Origin of the sequence: Paraglaciecola sp. L3A3 (genome assembly GCF_009796765.1) — a bacterium.
In the GTDB taxonomy this organism is placed as follows: Bacteria; Pseudomonadota; Gammaproteobacteria; order Enterobacterales; family Alteromonadaceae; genus Paraglaciecola.
On record NZ_CP047023.1, the window covers coordinates 3,633,211 to 3,651,869 of the forward strand.

11 protein-coding genes, 2 tRNA genes and 3 rRNA genes are annotated in these 18,659 nt (G+C 41.0%); 4 read left to right on the forward strand and 12 right to left on the reverse strand.

The genetic code is table 11. The annotated features are described in order from the left end of the window. Positions 1 to 610: 610 nt before the first annotated feature. The 5 genes from rrf to GQR87_RS15135 form a co-directional block, all read right to left on the reverse strand. Positions 611 to 726: ribosomal RNA gene (rrf, locus tag GQR87_RS15115) — 5S ribosomal RNA — on the reverse strand. Between the two features lie 281 nt (positions 727 to 1,007). Then, positions 1,008 to 3,888: ribosomal RNA gene (locus tag GQR87_RS15120) — 23S ribosomal RNA — on the reverse strand. Positions 3,889 to 4,334: 446 nt separating this feature from the next. Next, a tRNA-Ala gene (locus GQR87_RS15125) sits at positions 4,335 to 4,410 on the reverse strand. Between the two features lie 99 nt (positions 4,411 to 4,509). Beyond that, positions 4,510 to 4,586, reverse strand: a tRNA-Ile gene (locus GQR87_RS15130). A 243-nt stretch (positions 4,587 to 4,829) separates the two neighbouring features. Next, positions 4,830 to 6,362, reverse strand: a 16S ribosomal RNA gene (locus tag GQR87_RS15135). The 16S, 23S and 5S rRNA genes sit together here with 2 tRNA genes alongside, the layout of an rRNA operon. Before the next feature lie 539 nt (positions 6,363 to 6,901). Here GQR87_RS15135 and GQR87_RS15140 point away from each other — a divergent pair. Then, positions 6,902 to 7,882, forward strand: a complete 981-nt coding sequence (locus GQR87_RS15140; RefSeq protein ID WP_158970735.1) for a hypothetical protein — start codon at positions 6,902 to 6,904, stop codon at positions 7,880 to 7,882. Positions 7,883 to 8,065: 183 nt separating this feature from the next. Here GQR87_RS15140 and GQR87_RS15145 read toward each other — a convergent pair whose 3' ends face one another. The 3 genes from GQR87_RS15145 to GQR87_RS15155 form a co-directional block, all read right to left on the reverse strand. Then, on the reverse strand, positions 8,066 to 9,241 hold the full coding sequence (locus GQR87_RS15145) for a mandelate racemase/muconate lactonizing enzyme family protein (RefSeq protein WP_158970737.1): 1,176 nt from the start codon (positions 9,239 to 9,241) through the stop codon (positions 8,066 to 8,068). A gap of 64 nt (positions 9,242 to 9,305) precedes the next feature. Further along, positions 9,306 to 10,073, reverse strand: a complete 768-nt coding sequence (locus GQR87_RS15150) for a class II aldolase/adducin family protein (protein WP_158970739.1) — start codon at positions 10,071 to 10,073, stop codon at positions 9,306 to 9,308. Between the two features lie 288 nt (positions 10,074 to 10,361). Further along, positions 10,362 to 11,189 (reverse strand): phytanoyl-CoA dioxygenase family protein, encoded by an 828-nt coding sequence (locus tag GQR87_RS15155; protein WP_158970741.1) that lies wholly within the window; start codon positions 11,187 to 11,189, stop codon positions 10,362 to 10,364. A 533-nt stretch (positions 11,190 to 11,722) separates the two neighbouring features. Between GQR87_RS15155 and GQR87_RS15160 the strand changes: the two genes are divergently transcribed. After that, a complete protein-coding gene (locus GQR87_RS15160; protein WP_158970744.1) occupies positions 11,723 to 12,424 on the forward strand; it encodes a hypothetical protein in 702 nt (233 codons plus the stop codon). 81 nt (positions 12,425 to 12,505) lie between these two features. Here GQR87_RS15160 and serA read toward each other — a convergent pair whose 3' ends face one another. After that, positions 12,506 to 13,738, reverse strand: coding sequence for a phosphoglycerate dehydrogenase (gene serA / locus GQR87_RS15165; protein ID WP_158970746.1), 1,233 nt, complete (start codon positions 13,736 to 13,738; stop codon positions 12,506 to 12,508). A 586-nt stretch (positions 13,739 to 14,324) separates the two neighbouring features. On the opposite strand from serA, the gene GQR87_RS15170 reads away from it, so the two are divergent. Next, entirely contained in the window at positions 14,325 to 15,221 is an 897-nt protein-coding gene (locus GQR87_RS15170; protein ID WP_158970748.1) for a DapH/DapD/GlmU-related protein, read from the forward strand. A 492-nt stretch (positions 15,222 to 15,713) separates the two neighbouring features. Next, positions 15,714 to 16,373 carry a hypothetical protein gene (locus tag GQR87_RS15175; RefSeq protein WP_158970750.1) on the forward strand — a complete coding sequence of 220 codons (660 nt, stop codon included), beginning with the start codon at positions 15,714 to 15,716 and terminating at the stop codon, positions 16,371 to 16,373. Between the two features lie 378 nt (positions 16,374 to 16,751). On the opposite strand, the gene GQR87_RS15180 is transcribed toward GQR87_RS15175, so the two are convergent. The 3 genes from GQR87_RS15180 to GQR87_RS15190 form a co-directional block, all read right to left on the reverse strand. Next, positions 16,752 to 17,033 (reverse strand): YkgJ family cysteine cluster protein, encoded by a 282-nt coding sequence (locus GQR87_RS15180; protein WP_158970752.1) that lies wholly within the window; start codon positions 17,031 to 17,033, stop codon positions 16,752 to 16,754. A 134-nt stretch (positions 17,034 to 17,167) separates the two neighbouring features. Further along, positions 17,168 to 17,629, reverse strand: a complete 462-nt coding sequence (locus GQR87_RS15185; RefSeq protein ID WP_158970754.1) for a DUF1499 domain-containing protein — start codon at positions 17,627 to 17,629, stop codon at positions 17,168 to 17,170. Positions 17,630 to 17,672: 43 nt separating this feature from the next. Further along, positions 17,673 to 18,584: a LysR family transcriptional regulator gene (locus tag GQR87_RS15190; protein ID WP_158970756.1), complete on the reverse strand. Its 912-nt coding sequence runs from the start codon at positions 18,582 to 18,584 to the stop codon at positions 17,673 to 17,675. Between the last annotated feature and the right edge of the window lie 75 nt (positions 18,585 to 18,659).

An 18,659-nucleotide genomic window follows, 5' to 3' on the forward strand; every position in this document is an offset into this window, starting at 1 on the left:
AACTAATTGGTATTAAGTTGGGGCTTTCTGGAGCACTGCTCCAGCCAGCTTAACAGCCCAACATGCGACTACCATGGATGGTAGAAGGTAGAATAACGCAGGACGCAGTTATCGAGATGTTGGGATTGGGTGTATATCATCAGGGGAAAATACCGTCAGGAGACGAGCACTGCTCGGCTAGGTATTTTCAATATGACAAGGATGTCATATTTGGGTGAGTATCATCAGGGATGTGCCCACTCCGACCTAAAAAGTTATCAAAGCAAAAAAAAAGGCCACCTATTAAGGTGGCCTTTCTTCTGAATAGGAGTCTGGCTGTCGACTACATGGATGTAGGAGGTAGAGTGAAGCAGGAAGCCAGAACCGAGTGCTACTCTCGCATGGGGGTGAAGGTGGTTTGCTTTTAGCTGCGTAGCAGCGTAACCGCCTGAACGACAGGAGCTCTGCGACTGTCCGGGAATCCACTTCGTGAAGGATGACCGCGGGGTAGCATGCCGCACCTTTTCAGATGAACGGTCACCTTCTCCCAATCCAATTGATATTTTACTGTCACTGATTTTCGCACAAAAAAAAAGGCCACCTATTAAGGTGGCCTTTCTTCTGAATAGGAGTCTGGCAGTGTGCTACTCTCGCATGGGGAAACCCCAAACTACCATCGCCGCTAATGCGTTTCACTTCTGAGTTCGGAATGGGATCAGGTGGGACCGCATCGCTATGGCCGCCAGACAAAAACTGGTATGTTCTTATCAATATGTAAAAGCTGAGGTCTTATTGACCAAATAATCGAGGCTAAAAAGCTCTTTAGTCTTACTCTTCTTTCTATGATGTTGTCTTGTCACTCATATTACGCTTTATGATTCTTATAAACTGCTTCGCTTATCTTCGCTTTTCCTTTAGCGAGTAGATATTATGTCAGCAAGGTCCCCTTGCCCACTCTTTATATCAAGAGCAGCATAATATCACGATAGCGCGATTAGCGCGTTTACAAAAAGCCACTTGGGCGTTGTATGGTTAAGCCTCACGGGCAATTAGTACAGGTTAGCTCAACGCATTGCTACGCTTCCACACCCTGCCTATCAACGTCGTAGTCTTCAACAACCCTTTAGGTACGTTAAACGTACAGGGATGACTCATCTTGGGGCTCGCTTCGCGCTTAGATGCTTTCAGCGCTTATCGATTCCGAACGTAGCTACCGGGCAATGCCTTTGGCAAAACAACCCGAACACCAGCGGTTCGTCCACTCCGGTCCTCTCGTACTAGGAGCAGCTCCCCTCAATCATCCAACGCCCACACCAGATAGGGACCGAACTGTCTCACGACGTTCTAAACCCAGCTCGCGTACCACTTTAAATGGCGAACAGCCATACCCTTGGGACCGACTTCAGCCCCAGGATGTGATGAGCCGACATCGAGGTGCCAAACACCGCCGTCGATATGAACTCTTGGGCGGTATCAGCCTGTTATCCCCGGAGTACCTTTTATCCGTTGAGCGATGGCCCTTCCATTCAGAACCACCGGATCACTATGACCTACTTTCGTACCTGCTCGACGTGTCTGTCTCGCAGTTAAGCTGGCTTATGCCATTGCACTAACCTCCTGATGTCCGACCAGGATTAGCCAACCTTCGTGCTCCTCCGTTACGCTTTGGGAGGAGACCGCCCCAGTCAAACTACCCACCAGACACTGTCCACATTCCCGATAAGGGAACAATGTTAGAACATCAAACCTACAAGGGTGGTATTTCAAGGTAGACTCCACGTCATCTGGCGACAACGCTTCAAAGTCTCCCACCTATCCTACACATGTAGGGTCAATGTTCAGTGCCAAGCTATAGTAAAGGTTCACGGGGTCTTTCCGTCTAGGTGCGGGTACACAGCATCTTCACTGCGATTTCAATTTCACTGAGTCTCGGGTGGAGACAGCGTGGCCATGATTACGCCATTCGTGCAGGTCGGAACTTACCCGACAAGGAATTTCGCTACCTTAGGACCGTTATAGTTACGGCCGCCGTTTACCGGGGCTTCGATCAAGAGCTTCGCCGAAGCTAACCCCATCAATTAACCTTCCGGCACCGGGCAGGCGTCACACCGTATACGTCATCTTTCGATTTAGCACAGTGCTGTGTTTTTAATAAACAGTTCCAGCCACCATTTCACTGCGGCCGCCAATCGCTCATGAAGCAAGTCCAATCACAATCAGCGGCGTACCTTCTCCCGAAGTTACGGTACGATTTTGCCGAGTTCCTTCACCCGAGTTCTCTCAAGCGCCTTAGTATTCTCTACCTGACCACCTGTGTCGGTTTGGGGTACGGTTCGATATATCATAAGTTTAGAGGCTTTTCCTGGAAGCAGAGTATTTGCAACTTCAACACCGTAGTGTCTCGTCTCGTGTCTCAGGCATGTAGAATTCCGGATTTACCTAAAATTCAACCCTACGCACTTTCACCTAGACAACCAACGCTAGGCTTGCATAACTTTCTCCGTCCCCCCTTCACTGATATACCAAGTACGGAAATATTAATCCGTTTCCCATCGACTACGCATTTCTGCCTCGCCTTAGGGGCCGACTTACCCTGCCCTGATTAGCATGGGACAGGAAACCTTGGTCTTCCGGCGTGGGGGTTTTTCACCCCCATTATCGTTACTCATGTCAGCATTCGCACTTGTGATATGTCCAGCAAACCTCTCAGTTCACCTTCAGCCACTTACACAACGCTCCCCTACCACGCAAACATAAGTTTGCGTCCGCAGCTTCGGTATATTACTTAGCCCCGTTACATCTTCCGCGCAGGCCGACTCGACTAGTGAGCTATTACGCTTTCTTTAAAGGGTGGCTGCTTCTAAGCCAACCTCCTAGCTGTCTTAGCCTTCCCACTTCGTTTCCCACTTAGTAATATTTAGGGACCTTAGCTGGCGGTCTGGGTTGTTTCCCTCTTCACGACGGACGTTAGCACCCGCCGTGTGTCTCCCGGATAGTACTCACAGGTATTCGGAGTTTGCAAAGGGTTGGTAAGTCGGGATGACCCCCTAGCCTTAACAGTGCTCTACCCCCTGTGGTATTCGTCCGAGGCGCTACCTAAATAGCTTTCGGGGAGAACCAGCTATCTCCCGGTTTGATTGGCCTTTCACCCCCAGCCACAAGTCATCCGCTAACTTTTCAACGTTAGTCGGTTCGGTCCTCCAGTTGATGTTACTCAACCTTCAACCTGCCCATGGCTAGATCACCGGGTTTCGGGTCTATACCTAGCAACTAAACGCGCAGTTAACACTCGCTTTCGCTACGGCTCCCCTATTCGGTTAACCTTGCTACTAAATATAAGTCGCTGACCCATTATACAAAAGGTACGCAGTCACAAGAGTAAACTCCTGCTCCTACTGCTTGTACGTATACGGTTTCAGGTTCTATTTCACTCCCCTCACAGGGGTTCTTTTCGCCTTTCCCTCACGGTACTGGTTCACTATCGGTCAGTTAGGAGTATTTAGCCTTGGAGGATGGTCCCCCCATCTTCAGTCAAGATAACACGTGTCCCGACCTACTTAATATGGCAATAATGACGCTTCACATACGGGACTATCACCCTGTATCGTTGTGCTTTCCAACACATTCTGCTACTTCATTACTACTCGGCTACTCCCCGTTCGCTCGCCGCTACTAGGGGAATCTCTGTTGATTTCTTTTCCTAAGGGTACTTAGATGTTTCAGTTCCCCTCGTTCGCTTCTACAACCTATGTATTCAGTTGCAGATAGTCCCTAAGGACTGGGTTCCCCCATTCGGAAATCTGTGGATCAAAGCATTTTGTCGGCTCCCCACAGCTTATCGCAGACTTACACGTCCTTCATCGCCTCTAACTGCCTAGGCATCCACCGTATACGCTTAGTCACTTAACCATACAACCCCAAATAGCTTCAGTCTGTTGCCCTATGCTTCGCCTTCGTCGTCTCTCGCTCGGTTATGTAACACGTTACATGCCTTCGCTCGTTCCTCCTTCAGCTTGCCTAGAACAAAATTCTTCGCTATTTCCAAACTATTAACGAGTAACTGTTCGTCATTTAGAAATAACTTGCTCCACCCTTTGGCCTTTTATCCAAAGTTAGGTGTAAGACTCTTTTAACAGACGTCTCACTGTTGTATGCGTGACAAGTACTAATCATAAAAATCAGATAGAGTAAGTTCTTTCGAGCTTTCTCTTTTAGTTTTCGATTACTTTTTTATCAGCTTTCCATATTGTTAAAGAACATTTAAGGTTTAAAAAACCCTAATCAATAAACATTACTAAAAACATTCATTGATTAAGGTTACTTAATCTCTTGAGCAAATCATTTACCACATAAAGTGGTGGAGCCAAGCAGGATCGAACTGCTGACCTCCTGCGTGCAAGGCAGGCGCTCTCCCAGCTGAGCTATGGCCCCGCGTAAAGCAGGTATTTACTAATCTTTTCTAATCAAGGCGAATGATTAGGCCGTGTGCACCGCACACAACGCGTCATTCAACGCAGAGTAGGAAAGATTTGGTAGGCTTGGGCAGACTTGAACTGCCGACCTCACCCTTATCAGGGGTGCGCTCTAACCAGCTGAGCTACAAGCCTTTCTTGCTTCTGCTTTTTGCCCTATGCTGCGCCTTTGTTTGTCACTCACTCGGTTATGTACTACTTGTACACGCCCTCGCTCGCTCCAAAGCCGCCTTGCCTAGAACAAAAATCATCGCAATAAACGATGACTTTACAGCGCTAGAAATTGCTTGAATATCCCAAGCACTTCTTTTTGCTCTTTCTTATCAACAACAAAACAATCTGTGTGAACACTCAACGAAGCAAGGTTCGCCGTAATAGTAAGGAGGTGATCCAACCCCAGGTTCCCCTAGGGTTACCTTGTTACGACTTCACCCCAGTCATGAATCACAAAGTGGTAACCGTCCTCCCGAAGGTTAGACTAGCTACTTCTTTTGCAACCCACTCCCATGGTGTGACGGGCGGTGTGTACAAGGCCCGGGAACGTATTCACCGCAACATTCTGATTTGCGATTACTAGCGATTCCGACTTCATGGAGTCGAGTTGCAGACTCCAATCCGGACTACGACGAGCTTTAAGGGATCCGCTTACCCTCGCAGGTTCGCTTCCCTCTGTACTCGCCATTGTAGCACGTGTGTAGCCCTACTCGTAAGGGCCATGATGACTTGACGTCGTCCCCACCTTCCTCCGGTTTGTCACCGGCAGTCTCCTTAGAGTGCCCAACTTAAGGCTGGCAACTAAGGACAAGGGTTGCGCTCGTTGCGGGACTTAACCCAACATCTCACGACACGAGCTGACGACAGCCATGCAGCACCTGTATCAGAGTTCCCGAAGGCACTAAAGCATCTCTGCTAAATTCTCTGTATGTCAAGAGTAGGTAAGGTTCTTCGCGTTGCATCGAATTAAACCACATGCTCCACCGCTTGTGCGGGCCCCCGTCAATTCATTTGAGTTTTAACCTTGCGGCCGTACTCCCCAGGCGGTCTACTTATCGCGTTAGCTACGCTACTCACGGATTAAATCCACAAACAGCTAGTAGACAGCGTTTACGGTGTGGACTACCAGGGTATCTAATCCTGTTCGCTACCCACACTTTCGCACATGAGCGTCAGTCTTTGGCCAGGGAGTCGCCTTCGCCACTGATGTTCCTCCAGATATCTACGCATTTCACCGCTACACCTGGAATTCCACTCCCCTCTCCAAGACTCTAGTCTGCCAGTTCTAAATGCTATTCCCAGGTTGAGCCCGGGGCTTTCACATCTAGCTTAACAAACCGCCTGCGTGCGCTTTACGCCCAGTAATTCCGATTAACGCTCGGACCCTCCGTATTACCGCGGCTGCTGGCACGGAGTTAGCCGGTCCTTCTTCTGTTGCTAACGTCACAGCTTACGGGTATTAACCGCAAACCTTTCCTCACAACTGAAAGTGCTTTACAACCCGAAGGCCTTCTTCACACACGCGGCATGGCTGCATCAGGGTTTCCCCCATTGTGCAATATTCCCCACTGCTGCCTCCCGTAGGAGTCTGGACCGTGTCTCAGTTCCAGTGTGGCTGATCTTCCTCTCAGAACAGCTAGAGATCGTCGCCTTGGTGAGCCTTTACCACACCAACTAGCTAATCTCGCTTAGGCTACTCTTTGCGCGGGAGCCGAAGCCCCCTTTGGTCCGTAGACATTATGCGGTATTAGCTATCGTTTCCAATAGTTATCCCCCACACAAAGGCATATTCCTAAGTATTACTCACCCGTCCGCCACTCGACATCATCTAGCAAGCTAGACATGTTTCCGTTCGACTTGCATGTGTTAGGCCTGCCGCCAGCGTTCAATCTGAGCCATGATCAAACTCTTCAATTAAATATTTTTGAAAATATGAATTTTTTTTGGTGAACGCTCACTTCGTGAGTGTCCACACAGATTGTCTTGTTATTAATTGTTAAAGAACATTGCTACCTCAGTAGCCACTTCCGAAGAAGTCTCGCTTTAGATACTGTCCGAAGACCCTCTTAAGCGGGAGGCGTATAATACGCTCTCTTATTTCAATGTCAACATAATAATTTAATTTATTTTAAACTAACCATCCTGTTGCATCCCGCTAACCACAACACTCTTAGAGCATCACAACCACAACATTTATACTTGATAAATCCTGTCTCGGTAAGTCGTTTTAACTGACCTCCCCGAAGCGAGAGGCGCATTATAGAGATAACCTCCCACCTTGCAACCCCTTTTTTGCAATAATCTTAATTAATTCGTTTGCTGCACGATTTTCGTTCAACCTGTCGGTTTTATGGTTATAAAACAAACTAAGCACATAAAGTTCGCATTTCTATATATAACTTGATAAATTTCAATTACATTCGATTAATCAAAAGTCAAACACGGAAATTTAATACATGGGGAATAAATTAAACCAAAGTAATTTTTGCATAGTTACTGATTCAGACGAGCTAAATGAGGGGCTGTTCGGTCAAGTGTTTCTTTTCATTTTCGAAATTTTACCTTATTTATACGAAGCTAACCTAAAACCTAATTGGAATATTAAAGCCAAACATTACGGAACCAAACAAGATAACCTTGTCATTCCAGGGGTGTTAGATTTAGCATATAAACCTCAACCAAGTAATAAAAACACTCCATTATCTAAGTTACGTAAGAAGCATTGCTATGCTTTGGGAAATGATTGGTATAAATTAAATCAAATATGGAATAGTTATTTTGTAATTCCCGCTAGAATAAAAGAACAAGCAGATAAACTAGGTTCTTTTAAAAATGTATTAGGCATTCATTATCGTGGAACAGATAAATTAACCGCGGCTTGGGATACAAATGCAGTTAGTTATTCAGACTACCTTGCTATTATTCGTGATTTTCATTCAAAAAGGCCTGAGTTAACCCGTATTTTTCTTGCTACAGATGATAACCAGTTCCTACCGTTTTTACGTAAACATGTTTCATTAGAAATAATTAATCTGGGAAATGTTCATTTTCATAAAGATATGGAAGTAAAACACCATGAAAAAGCGGAACGGGCACTTCTTGACTGCTTACTCCTCTCAAGATGTGGTGCTGTATTAAAGAACTCTTCTGCTCTTTCCGGCTTTTCTAAAATACTGAATCCAAATCTTGAGATTTATCGTTGCGCTGCAAGTAAATTATTTAGAGATATTCCATATTTCCCTGTTGCCTATATACCTCCATATAAAACTGATAATCAAGAAGTACAAGCAATTATCAATAAGTTAATGTCTGACGATTGGGCTGAAAGTAGTTCTCCAGCAGAAACCCTATTTGCATATTCACCTAGGCAGAAAAATAAAACAATAAAACAACAATTCCTTGAGCCGATTAAAAAGTTATTGTTTTTAAAACAATGACATTTACAGCCTTCCTAAATCCCTAGTTTATAAACACTTAGGTTGTTTTTAACTGATTTAATGTAGCTGCATCCCCAAACTCTATATACAGAATGTTATGGTATGCAGCTACAAAAACTTATTTATCGGTGCAATTCAAAAGCGCTAAATTCACTGAACTTTAAAATATAAAATACGTATTATTTATTTAACTTCCATATGAGGTGAGCGATATACCAAGTCATCATTTAATTCGATACCTATACCTGGCTCTTCTGATACCTCAAAGAATCCATTTACTGGTTGTGGATCTTGGATACATAACTCTCTATTCCAAGACTTAATTGCATATGTATGATGCTCATGAATTAAAAAGTTTGGGATGGCCGTTTCTAAATGTAAGCTAGCCGCAGTAGCTACAGGTCCGCCACATACATGAGCTTGAATACGAATATCGTATACATCAGCATAATCACATACTTTTTTAGTTTCGGTAAAACCGCCACATAAACCCACATCAGGTTGCAATACGTCAATACTTTGGTCTTCAAAGTATGGACGCACATCCCAACGATGATAAAGTCGTTCACCACCAGCGATTGGTACCCTTACATTTTCAGCTACTTTCTTATGTACTGCTGAATTCAAATAATTGACAGGCTCTTCGTACATCATGCAGCCGACTTCTTCTACTATCTCACCCATTTGAATAGCTGATGCTGCTCCCATTAATGAATGAGATTCAAAAATTATATCTACATCAGGACCAACCGCAGTGCGAATAGCTCGTAATCGGTCTCCAAATAAGCGCATTTGGGGTTTAGTAAATAGTCTGGTGCGATCAAATGATGAATTACCGTCTTGATCATAGACAATAGGATCCACTTTTACTGCATCGTAACCTTCAGCTACGGCTTTTAATGCAGCCTCTGCATATTGTTCAGGTTGCGTGAGCTTAGTACATTCTTTATCCCAATCAAATTGTAATTGACTGGCGTAAGTTCTAAGTTTGCCGTTAGTCTTACCGCCTAGTAATTGATATACAGGTACACCAAACGCTTTACCTTTGATATCCCATAAAGCCGTATCTATGGCACTCATTGCCGCATAAAGGACAGGCCCGCCGCCTAATCCCCAAAAACTCTCCCGCAACATACGTGACCATAACAATTCTGTATTGAATGGGTTAAATCCAATTAACATAGCTTCTGCTATTTCTTTGATCATATGAGCCGCAGCGCTGTGGCCTAGATCATAAGCAAGGCCTGCTTCTCCTACACCAGTGATACCTTCATCAGTGTGAATGCGAATAAAAACTGGATTCCAGGGTGGGCGTTCGGGACAATGAATGTCGAAGATTTCAACACGAGTAATTTTCATTTTATTTTCCTGATTAAAATTTTAAGAATTTAGTTATTAATAAAGACGGGGATTTAGTTGCAGGCTATTCGCAAAAGCTGGGATCAAGTTTATAAGCTCGTCTTAACATAGCAGGCCAAGCTTTTTGGCCACCGGTTTCACCGCTATGCACAACATTCGCTTGCGCATATATACCATCAACAATTTTTTGCGGGATTTCAATAATAGGTTGCCCAGCCTGTAATAAATCCATTTGAATTTCGCACGCTCTTTGTAAATCATAAAAACGCATAAAGGCATCACCCACTGTAGGTCCCAGAGTCAGCCCTCCATGATTATGCAGTAACATATGATTTGTGCTACCCAAGTCATTTTGCAATCTTATTTTTTCATCTGCGTTAACAGCAAGACCTTCATAACCGTGATAACTTAACGAAGACAAAGAAAACATAGCGTACTGACTCCAAGGTTTTAAACCACCTTCAATACTGGCCACACCTATTGTCGCTTTAGTATGAAGATGAATAACACATTGCGCATCATGACGTACTTCATGAATGGCACTATGAATGGTAAACCCAGCAGGATTTATTTGATATGGAGAACCATCTAGGACATTGCCTTGTAGATCGACTTTTACTAAATTAGAAGCAGTGACTTCATCAAAGGCTAAACCAAAAGCATTCACTAGATAATGTTCAGTATTAGGCACACGAACAGAAAGATGAGTATAAATCAAATCTCCCCAACGAAAGTCAGCCACTAAACGGTAACAGGCGGCTAAATCTATACGTGCTTGCCACTCGAGATCTGAAACTTGACCTTTTAAACTAAAATTATCTAATTCGTACACGTTTAACCCACTCCTTTTCGCACTATTTAATACCTCGAATACTACCTTATTTGGTGTTAATAGCCGATACAAAACATAAGCTAGTTATTACAAATAGTTATCACATAAATTTTAGCTACCAGATATTAATGAAGATTTATTAATAGTTAAGTCTATAGCGAAAACTTGTGCAGTTACTTTCTCAACCTTTACGGAGAAAAGTGAACTGTATATATTTTACATTATGCTGAATAAACCCGATTAACAGACGTTTGTTTAAAACATGCGGCTAACAACACAACAGAATTACTAAAGTAGTAATGGAGCAGCTTGTAACCAGTTGTACTCTGAGTATTCAGTATTAGCACAAGTGATATGAAGCGTGAAAGCGTGCCTAGATTTGTTAGATAAATTAGGTGCGCTAAAGTGGGGTAATAAACCATTAAACACCACTAAAGTACCTTTTTTTACTTCTAAAGGCTGAGCATTTTCATCCTTTGGCCAAGGGATATCCGACAAAGTAACTAACTCAGTAGTATCATCAGGGTAACGTTTAAATTGTTCTTTAAGTGGTAACTTTTCACCACCAGCTTGAACTTGTAAACAGCCATTTTCAATTGTCGCATCTTCTATCGCGAGCCAAAAAGTGATCACTGAAATAGGATCTGTAAAAAAATACGTCCCATCTTGATGCCATCTAATTACTCCACCGATTCTAGGTTGCTTAAATATATACATAGATTGGTGTATTTGTGGTTTAACTAACCCTAGCTGCAAGGCGACTTGTTTGATTCTACTATCTTGGCTAAAGTTTTTAAATTCAGGTACTAACACATGTAAAGCATGGCCAATTTTATTGATACTTAACGATTTTTCTTGGGCTAGGTTACCCATACCATCAAACGCATCTTCTTCAAAAAAGCAGCGCACTTTATCCCCTGATGACAAAAAGTAGTCGTCGCGGGTCTTACTATGATCTTCGGTAGAAAACACTGATCGAGTCGATTCAGGATCAAACTGCTGCACAATATTATTGGCCGCCGATTGCAAACAATACATTTCTTCACCTGAAAACAGTTCAGGTAACAGCACATATCCTTTATTTTTATATTCAATTAATTGCTGTGGCGTTAACATTATTTTTCAAGCTCCTATTTAGATAACAAAATATTACCTGATTGTTATCAGTAATATAAACAATTAAATAATTCCATTTTATTATTATTGATTTAACCCATTAAACACGCCTTAATTATATTTCAGCAGCAGATTTTGTAAGACCTAAATGGGGTATTTACTGCTCAATATCAGAACTGATAGTTTGAGAGCTACAGAAGAACAAGTTGCCTTTGCTGATTTTTCCATTAAAAAAGGTAAACTTTCGGAATAAAGACCAGCAACACTTAAACTAATAACTTATCCAGTAGCAAATTGGGGAAATTTTCCCTTTGATGAAGAACAAATAACTAATCAATCAGTATTCGGCTTTTAAATTGACTATTTATTTGTGTATTTAACCAATCTTTATAGTTCTATCTACAAACAACTATTATTCAATAAAATAATCCCTATTAATTTCAATCACTTAATTATTGGCATGTTGTCTGCTATTTCTATTACGAAATAGCGAAAAAATAATAACAACACACTTAAATTAGACAAGGATTTATATGAAACACTCACAATTAACATTTAGCGCAGTATTAATCACCAGCTTACTCACCACCACAGGTTGCATTATTCATGTCAATGCTCATGAAGATAACAACAAAAACAAGCACCATTCTCAAAAACATAACAACAATCACAACACGGTATTCGGTGGAATTGAAATTGAAAGTAACCGTCATGTGGATAACTTAACTTCGGTTAATGGCGGAATCGAAATAGAAGATGGAGTGACGGCCAAAAAAATTGAAACGGTTAATGGTGGGATTGAAATAGGTAAAAAGGTGAAAATTAAACATGCATCGACTGTCAATGGGGGTATAGAAGCAGATTCACAATTAACCGTTGAAAGTGACTTGAGCACAGTTAACGGTGGCATAAAGCTGAAATCAGGATCTAAAGTGGGCGGTAATGTTTCTACCATAAATGGCGGCATTCACCTTCGCGGAACTATAGTTGGTGATGACGTTAAGACTAAAAATGGCGACATTACGCTAAGTAAAGGATCTGTGGTGGATGGTAATATTGTATATGGTTCAAAAAATAAAGAGTCATGGTGGAAAAACAACGACAGTTCTCTACCCACACTAAAAATTGACGCTTCATCAAACGTTAAAGGGCGTATCATATTGGAGCGAAAAGTAAGATTAGATTTTGCCAATGACTCACTATTGAAAAAAGTAGAGGGTGAATACATTATATAATTTATTTATACAGGCAATAAAAAAGGGACCTGAGTCCCTTTTATTATTTAGACAACAAACTGTTTATCTAAATCAATTTTATTAATGTAAAATTCTGGTTTTGATAGTGCCATCAATTTTTTGCAACTGATCAAAAGCTTCTTCAGCGCGATCAGTTTCAACATCCATTACTACATAACCTATATTTTCATTGGTCTGTAAATACTGCGCAGCAATATTGATACCTTTTTCAGTAAAGGCTTGGTTAATTTGAGTTAACACACCTGGTACGTTTTTATGAATATGTAATAAACGTGAACGGCTACCTGTAGGTTCAGGTAAAGACACTTCTGGAAAGTTAACGGCAGACAAGGTAGAACCATTATCACTATATTTTGCTAACTTACCGGCTACTTCAATACCAATATTTTGCTGTGCTTCTTGGGTACTACCACCCACATGAGGAGTCAAAATAACATTATCAAATTCAGTTAACGGTGACTCGAACACTTCATTATTTGATTTAGGCTCTACAGGGAATACATCGATAGCAGCACCTGATAATTTACCTGCTTTCAAGGCTGATGTTAAGGCATCAATATCTATAACAGTACCGCGAGCAGCATTAATCAAAATAGCGCCATCTTTCATTATGTCTAACTCTTTAGCGCCAATCATATTTTTGGTACCAGAGGTTTCAGGTACGTGCAAACTGACCACATCTGAAGTACTTAATAGCTGCTTTAACGTTTTAACTTGAGTAGAGTTACCCAAGACTAACTTACTTTCGACATCAAAGAATTGCACTCGCATACCTAAGTGTTCAGCCAAAATACTCAACTGAGTACCTATATGTCCGTAACCTATAATACCTAAGGTTTTACCTCTAGCTTCAAAAGAACCATTAGCGCTTTTGTCCCAAATTCCTTTGTGGGCTTTAGCATTTCTCTCTGGAACACCACGTAACAACAATATAAGTTGTCCAAGTACTAGTTCAGCAACCGAGCGAGTATTAGAAAAAGGCGCGTTAAAAACAGGAATACCACGTTTTTGCGTGGCAGATAAATCAACCTGATTGGTACCAATACAAAAACAACCAACAGCCACTAATTTATTAGCCGCTGCAATAACTGTTTCGTTTAATTGGGTTCTAGAACGGATACCGATAAAATGCACATCTTTAATTTTTTCAATTAATTCATCTTCAGGAAGAGATGTTTTTATGTACTCAATATTCTCATATCCGTTTGCATGTAGGGTATCTAAAGTACTTTGATGCAACCCTTCAAGTAATAAAATTTTAATTTTTTCTTTCGGCAACGACACTTTGCTCATGAGATCTTCCACACAACAGGTTAAGGTTACAAATCCAAGACAGACATCTGGACGTCTATTTGAGGTGCAAAATAGCAGAAAACCGTGCTTTTTGCTACTTATTTCAAATATTAAAGTATTGCAGTTAAGATAAGCTGAATTAACTGACTGACTATTTATTTTGAGAGGCGACTGCTTGAACTTAAAAACATTATATATAAAAAAACACTAGTAATCTCTATCCTGAGTAATAAATATGTTTTACATAGGAGTGAATCTCTCGTCCCAAAAGCTGCGAGTTCGATTTAATATACGATAACTTACATGCCTAGTTCGACTAAATATCGATGATTCAATTAGCTCTTGTCGCTAAATAGTTTAAATCTAACAGCGACTTTGGAAACGCCTCTGACAAAAACATGCTAAAACTATGGGTTTCAAGTTATTTGTCAGCTGTAATTTCAAGCAACTTTATTAACAATCCCCCTAAGAAAGAAACATTCCATAGGGATTCTCATCATTTAGCTATAACCTATAAAAAAATTGTGGCTGTTAACTCAACTCAGACGAGCGATAATTAGGTAATTGAAAAATAAAGGATACTAAAATGACAATAAAACGTAATGGTCACAGATATATAGATGTGGAAACTGGCAAAACTTTAGATGTATGGTTTCCTCGCAGTAATAAAGAAATCACCCGTAGCTGCTTAGCCAGTAAAGTAGGACTAATTGAAGGCGAATTAATCGAAGTAGAACTCGAAATTAACGAAGCGCCTAAGTCTGCTGAAGATGCTTACCTACGCTTACATTTATTATCAGAATGTGCCGTGCAACCTAATGCAATCAACCTTGAAGGTGTGTTTGGTTTATTAACCAATGTCGCTTGGACTTCTGCTGGGCCTGTATTACCTAACAAGGTTGAAGAATTAAGAGAATTAATCGCCTCTGAAAACCATCATTTAACGGTTTCGTCAATCGACAAATTCCCACGTATGACTGATTACGTTATTCCTGAAGGTGTACGTATTGGGGATGCTGATCGCGTGCGTATGGGTGCCCATTTAGCCTCTGGTACCACAGTCATGCATGAAGGTTTTGTTAACTTCAATGCAGGGACACTTGGCAGTTCTATGGTTGAAGGTCGAATTTCACAAGGTGTAATCGTCGGTAACGGTTCAGATATAGGTGGCGGTTCTTCAACTATGGGCACTTTATCTGGCGGCGGTAAAACCATTAATTCAATCGGTCAAAACAGCATGTTAGGTGCTAACGCCGGAGTCGGTATTTCACTTGGCGATGACTGCATAGTTGAAGCTGGCTTATACGTAACAGCTGGTTCTAAAGTGACGACACCAGACGGTAAAGTTGTCGCAGCTAGAGAGTTATCTGGCATGAACGGCTTATTGTTCCGTCGTAACAGCCAAACAGGTGCAATTGAAGCTATCGTAGCTGACGCATCTAAATGGGGTGGTTTAAACGCTAGCCTGCACAGTAACGACTAGGTTTCTTATTTTATAAGAGCATTAAAAAAGGCGCTGGTAGCGCCTTTTTTGTTTTTTAACAGCACGACTTGGTCGCTTACTATGACTTCGTCACTACAAGCATTCACTACGTTCACAAAGCATGACTTCGTCACTTATGTGCTGCGCACACTTTATTCACTTCGTTCACAGCAATCCATTGCGTTTTTGATACGGCATCCCTGCCGCACCAGTTACTCTTTTTCAACAGCAAAAAAGAGTAACCAGATAACGCCGCACTCCGGCAAAGCTCTATTTCTATTTTTTATAAACTCAACAGGCCGTGCTAATTTGTTCCCAACAAAACACCACTCAATTGGCTATCCATGCCAATTGTCCTATTGAGTTTTTAATAAAAAATAGCGAGCTTTGAGTCGCGACAAAATCAAAAGCATGTGCTTCGCACACAAAAAAAAGCTATGTTACTAAAATTGTCGTTAACTTGTTAAGACTGCTATTAAGCATGGAGGGTATATGCAAGATTTGATTGAAAATTTAACTCAAAAACTTATTCACTCACAGAACGGCACTCAGAATTACAATATATTTATTGCCGAAAAGGGCGATACTTTTCGTCTAATAAACTCTCAATGGAATAAAAGTAGTTACACTCAAGACTTATCCTTCGCAACAGTAAAAAAGTTGGATAGAGGTATTATTCTCACTATTTTTGCTAAATTAGAATTTTTGATTAACAACTGTATCCTACAAGACCTCTTCTCTAAACCTGACGAATATAATGTAAATATTAAATATTTCGAAAATATCAGTAAGGTAAAGACAAAAATTATAGAAAAATTTAAAAGTAGTACTCCCATTAAATCGTCACATTTATTAAGTGAAATTCAAAAAATTAAATTCAGAAATAGGCTGGACTATTGTTTGTATTTAGGGATGTTCGGTAATGAGCAAAAAAGTAAGATCAGTGATTTAATAAATACTAGGAACTATCTTGCACATGAATGGGCTGAAAAACTTGCCGTATACAAAGACTATAAGCTTAGAGATCCAGATAACCTGAAACAATTTTCGAAAGACTTGATTGAAATATTTTCATTTTTTATCGAAAAATATAGGGCGCTACAGCTGTCGGTTAATTATCGAAGCCTTATAACGGAATTTTTAAACGAGTAAAGGTAGTTCTAATCAGTTAGCATGGAGATCCGTTCACGACTACGAATATGCATGTTTCTAGGGCGTTTCACTTAGAATAGTGAAGTGCAATCCAACCATCACATTGCAAATAAAAGGCTTCATATTATAGCCATTCCTGCATGTTGTTTCGGGGTGTTTGTTTTTTAGTTTTTACTGCTCCACTCAGCGCCATTCTGATTTAGTCTGCTACAGGCTGTTTTGTTGCTTTTCTCTGTGCCACTATGTGAAAAGCTTTAGTTTTTGGTTTTTAAAAAATGGATTTCGGCTCAAAACACTACCGGAATGACGGGCGGTGAATACATATTTTGCTATTTCATTCAGCTTCACACTGAATTATTCTGCTTTTCTCTGCCCTATCTAGTCTCTTTCTTCTAAACATTCATAACCGCCCATTTCGAATTCACGGCAGATCCATGGGCGTTTTTCATAAATGCTACAAAGCATAGTTGCACGATCGAGTGCCGCACACCATCCGTCGTCTAAGCGGGCCATAGTCATACCGCCCCACTGGTCTTCGGCGATAAATTTTTCTGGCACACCTGTATCTGTAATCAGCAATACTTCTAGACGACAACAATTTGCCTTACAAGTTGAGCATGTCACATCTTCACTAGGCAAATTCACTACTTCAATAGTCATTCTTTATCGTGCACCATTTTTAACTTTTAACTTCGATTGATTCATTTATGTATCGGCGGTTGTCGATAGGTATGACAAAATAGCCGATCCCCCCAAACCTTTATGCACTCGGCAAAGATGCAGGGGTTGAGTATCTATTCCAGATTACTTTTGAGGGCTTCAAATTTACTGCGGATCTGCTCAATACGTTTTCGATTCACACCAAAATCTGAATAGCCCACTCTAGAGGCCGAACGCAGGTGGATTTTAGTAGTGCCTGATTTAGTTTCTGGAAAATAAAATTCTACATCATCCACAAAGCGAAAGACTGCAGAGGTAAATTCAGCACGAATATAATTGTCTTTGGCGACTGTCGTTTGGTTATTGTCTAATTCAGCCAGTACATTCAATATATCATTTTTGATATGTATTGGCTTACCGTCATGCAGAATAGGTTCGATATATTGGCTTTTATCTTCCGCAAGACTGTTAACACAATTCGGTTTTTTAGGGCAAGGGGTTAATTGTCCATTTTGAACACCTAAATTAGGGGGAACAGATGTGCAGCCGCTTAATAAAATTAAACTTGCAAAAGCAAGCTGAGTAAATTTATACATTTTATATTTTCCTTGATAACAATTATTTTATTTATACCAGCTATCAGCTGTTTTTATTACTAATCTGGCTATTAAAATATTCTTTTAAATAGTTAAGCAATAATCTTAATTTTTTTGCATTGGCTGTCCCTGGTGGAAATACCCCATAAACATTAATGTCGTTCAGCGTGTAATCATCGAGTATAGTTTCTAACGTACCTGCTTGTATTTTTGGCCATGCATCATAAGTAGGAATACGCGCTAGACCATGTCCAGCTTCAACAAATAAGGTACGAGCAGCAGCGTTATTAGTACTAATACTGCCCTTAATAGCAATACTGAATGAACGGCTACCTTTAGTTAAGTTTAATACACCTGAGGTGAGTTTATAGATCACCCATTGATGTTCTCTCAAATCAGCAGGTTTAGTCGGCCGACCGTATTGTTGAAAATATTCTGCTGCCCCACAAAGGCAAGTAGTCAGAGTGGCCAATTTACTCGCTTGTAAACCTGAGTCGGCTAAAGGTGCACCACGAATGGCCAAGTCTATGCCCTCTTTCATGATATTGACCACTTCATCGGTTAACATCACATCTAGCTCAATTTTAGGATAAATTTTCTTAAACTCATTTAGAGCGGGTACCACGGTTTGCAAGCCCACATTAACTGGGCAAGTAATTTTAAGTAAGCCTTCTGGTTCATGTTTATAGTTTTCAATTTGTAAGTTAGCTGCATTTGCTTGCTCAGCTATTACTCGGCAACGCTCATAATAAGCTTGACCTGCTTCGGTAAGGTTAATAGAACGAGTCGAGCGGTTTAATAATTTTACATCCAGTTGAGTTTCAAGTTTTTTTAAATGATAACTGACCACAGCTCTAGACAAACCTAACTGTTTAGCTGCCGCACTAAGACTTCCTTGCTCAATTACTTGGGCAAAAACCACCATACTTTTAAGTTGTTCAAATGAAACATTCATCACTATGCCTACTTATCCTAATGATTAACCAAAAGCATTGCTCACTTAATCCAATCAATGCTCTACGCCATTGTA